This is a genomic window from Cognatundibacterium griseum, from assembly GCF_014284195.1.
Taxonomy (GTDB): Bacteria; Pseudomonadota; Gammaproteobacteria; order Burkholderiales; family Burkholderiaceae_D; genus Undibacterium; species Undibacterium griseum.
On sequence record NZ_JACOGC010000015.1, the window covers coordinates 1 to 444 of the forward strand.

At 48.0% G+C, this 444-nt stretch carries 1 pseudogene; it reads left to right on the forward strand.

The features are described from left to right. Window positions 1-444: pseudogene (locus tag H8K27_RS16380) on the forward strand (VRR-NUC domain-containing protein); the annotation flags it as partial.

The window sequence follows — 444 nt, forward strand, 5'->3', positions numbered from 1 at the left end:
ATGCATGGATAGAACGGCGGCGTCATAAACTCTTATTTCATATCGGCCAGTATGCGGAAAAACAGCAAACATGGTCACTCGCTGAAACAGCTTATCTTGCAAGCGGCTATCCCGGCGCACGCCAGCGATGCATTCGCGTGCTTGAAAAAATGGGCGCAAGTGCTGCTGCATTAGAACTCTTGAACCAAGCAATAGCGGCGCCAGAAAGCGATGCCGAAGTACAGCAATTAATGCGAAGTGCCCCGCGCCTAAACCGTAAGCTGGGTTTGCAAAAGCCTGAGAAAAAAGCAGCGATAGAGATTCATACTTTGCATCTCGAATTGCCTTACCCAAGTGAAGATTTTTATGTGGAACATGTAGTGCGCGAGCATTTGCATCAAGATGACGCGCCAGTGTTTTATGTCGAAAACGCTTTACTCAATTCCCTACTCGGCTTGCTGTGTT